Here is a 1,475-nt window from a genome sequence, read left to right as displayed (position 1 = left end):
GGGTAAAACCCCACACCCCACACCCCACACCCTACCCCCACCGAAAAACTTTTTCAGCAGACCCTAATCTAAACTGATTCTAACCAGACGGCGGGGACTTGACTAGGGCGATCGGGTAATTGCATCCACCCCATTTCGCACAGACGAATTACCGAACTTAATTTTTCTACCAAAGCGGGATCAAAACGAATCCCGCTATAATTTTGACAGCGTTCTAGGGCCTCTCCTAAATCTAGAGCTAGTCGGTCGCCTCGCGGTTGAGTTAATTCCTGAAAATAGGCTGATAATCCTAAAATTCTCGACTCTAGGCTGATTTCTTCCCCTTTTAAACCATTGGGAACGCCGCTACCATCCCAGTATTCAAACTCATGGTAAATAATCTGTTGAATTGGGGCTAATTCGGGCATAGTGGCGAGTAATTGCGCTCCTAATACCGATCGATCCCGCCAAAATAACGCATTTGCTCCCTCTAACTGACTGGCACGCTGTCTAAAAACTTCAATCGGAGCCTCCGCTAGACCGATGCGGTATAATAAACCTGCTAATCGTAAGCGTCGCAATCTCAGGGTGGGTAAATCGAGCAATTGTCCCAACATTTCCGCTAAAGCGGCCACCTGTAGGGAAGCAAGGGGATTATCAATATCTCTTTCATCGACCTTTTGAGCCATTCTTAGAAAAGCTTGCAGTTTATTCGCGGCTAAATTTTTATTTAAACGGGATGCTTGTCCTTCTAAGTCGCTTAATTCTCGCGTTTGTCTGCTGACGGTGACTAACTGCTGTTGACTGGTTTGCAGATAGGTGACAATGCGAGAGACTACTCCGGTTAAATCCGTGGGAATGGGATTAATATTTTGACTAATTTCCTGCTGTTGTCTGCTTAAATCGGCCGCTAGACTGGGATTATAGGGATGCAGACGCTCAATTAAGATACTAGCGGCTTTTTCGACTAAATCGCGATCGAATGTCCATAAACCGTAGAATTTTCGCTCCGTGTCTATTTGGGGTTGACTATCGGACCGGTATTCTTCTGGGGATAACTCATGACAGAGTACCATGGAGGCGTAATCGGGGGAAAGAATGATTAAATTCCACTCATTAACCAAACTATCGCTATTATCTAAGTTCACTAGCGAAACATTCTCTAAACTGCCAGTTTTATGCTCAGAAAAACCACTATCGGCCACGGCAGCGATCGCAATATGACGAGAAGAGCGAGCCATATCTAAATAGCGCTCTGCTTCCTGTAAATACCATTTTCCCTGTTGAAAGGTGACTAAAACCAGTGGTTTATTTGTACTGTCTGGGCTGCTAGTTTGCAAAATATGATCTTCAAGAGCATGACAGAGGGCCACCAGGGTATTCTTAAAATAGACCCCGTAACTGCTGGGTAATCTTCCCGATGAAGCTATTTTTAACTGTTGTAAGCTGGATCCTACGGTCATAAGTGGCAAGATTAGGGGGAGTGGGGAGTGGGG

Annotated in this window: 1 protein-coding gene; it reads right to left on the bottom strand. The window is 45.4% G+C overall.

Annotated features, from left to right (window positions below; genetic code table 11):
* Positions 1 to 68: 68 nt before the first annotated feature.
* On the bottom strand, positions 69 to 1,442 hold the full coding sequence (locus IQ224_RS23480) for an HD domain-containing phosphohydrolase (protein WP_194033554.1): 1,374 nt from the start codon (positions 1,440 to 1,442) through the stop codon (positions 69 to 71).
* Positions 1,443 to 1,475 lie beyond the last annotated feature (33 nt).

The sequence above is a fragment of the Microcystis sp. LEGE 00066 genome, assembly GCF_015207925.1.
In the GTDB taxonomy this organism is placed as follows: domain Bacteria; phylum Cyanobacteriota; class Cyanobacteriia; order Cyanobacteriales; family Microcystaceae; genus Microcystis; species Microcystis ichthyoblabe_A.
Note: the sequence above shows the minus strand (reverse complement) of the source record. Positions and strands in the feature narration are given on the sequence as shown.